Origin of the sequence: Escherichia sp. WS547, from assembly GCF_046486065.1 — a bacterium.
Lineage (GTDB): Bacteria > Pseudomonadota > Gammaproteobacteria > Enterobacterales > Enterobacteriaceae > Escherichia > Escherichia coli.
On record NZ_JBJQMA010000058.1, the window covers coordinates 1 to 1,259 of the forward strand.

1 protein-coding gene is annotated in these 1,259 nt (G+C 57.8%); it reads right to left on the bottom strand.

The features are described 5' to 3' along the window. Positions 1 to 1,259, bottom strand: a 1,259-nt coding sequence (gene tssI, locus ACJHWK_RS23885; protein ID WP_057950881.1) for a type VI secretion system tip protein TssI/VgrG, incomplete at both ends; no start/stop codon positions are given.

The window sequence follows — 1,259 nt, forward strand, 5'->3', positions numbered from 1 at the left end:
GCATGGTTGTTTATCACATCCGTGGTGCGGTTATTCAGCACCTCGGTGTTCATGTTCTTCTGCGCGTGGATGTAGACCTGTTCTTTCCCTGTCGCATCGTCAAACTTCAGTTCATTAAACCCGCTGCCCTTATAGGTTTTCGAACGAATGGTCATCTGCGTCTTTGTTCCCGGCAGGCTGCCGGGGGTGCGGTTTTCCTGGTGGTAGGTACGCCCCATAATAATCGGCTGGTCCGGATCGCCGTTGAGGAAGTCCACAATGACTTCCTGACCCACACGCGGTATCGCCAGGTTGCCAAAGCCGGTGCCTGCCCACGCCTGTGCCACACGGATCCAGCATGAACTGTCCTGGTTTGACGGGTTATAGCGGTCCCAGTTAAATTTCACCCGCACGCGGCCATGTTCATCACAGAAGATTTCTTCTCCTGCCGGTCCCGTCACGACGGCGCTCTGCGGGCCGTCCACCAGCGGTTTCAGCAACGGCTGTGGCCGCCATGTTCTGTCTGCCGGTATTACCGCAAAGTGGTTATTCAGCGTGGTACCTGAACCCCTGCGTCCCGGCACCGCCTGCGGCTGCTCGCCGTGCAGTTCACTTGCCACCACCTGCCATTCCCGGTTCAGGTTCGCCTGCGGATGCCCCGTCAGCGCAATTCGCCGTCCCGGCCATATCTCCGGCGAACGGCTTGTTCCGCGCGCCACTTCTGCGTTGTTTCGCCAGCCATCCATCTGCCAGCAGGCAAAGTTCTGCCCGTGGGCACCCTTGAAACGTCCGGGGTAGTCATACACTTCATACTGTGTGCGCTGGTAATCCTGGTGCTGGCCTTCCTGATCAAAACGCCCTGCCCAGCCGGGTCGTTTAAAGGTGTAGTCTTTGGTCACCACGGAAGATGGGCGGATTTGTGCGCTGTAGAGGAACTGGCTGATGCATAGGGTGCTCACCTCGGTACGGGTGTTCGGATTCCAGGGGATCTCAAAGGACTCCGGCAGATAACGCACGGTGTCGCACAGGACCAGGCTCTGGTCGGTACTTTTTTGCGCGTGCTCCTCATAAAAGAAGATGCCTTCCTCCGCCGCCATCCGGCACAGGAAATCGTAATCGGTTTCGCCGTACTGGACACAAAACTCACGGGAAGGATGCGGCTCGCTGAACAGCGGACTCCACTCGGTCACCCCGTTTTCTTTCAGGATCGTCGCGAGTATGCTTTCGATGTCCTCATTCTGGAAGATACGGAAGTTCTGGCGCAGCCCTGTGCGCCACAG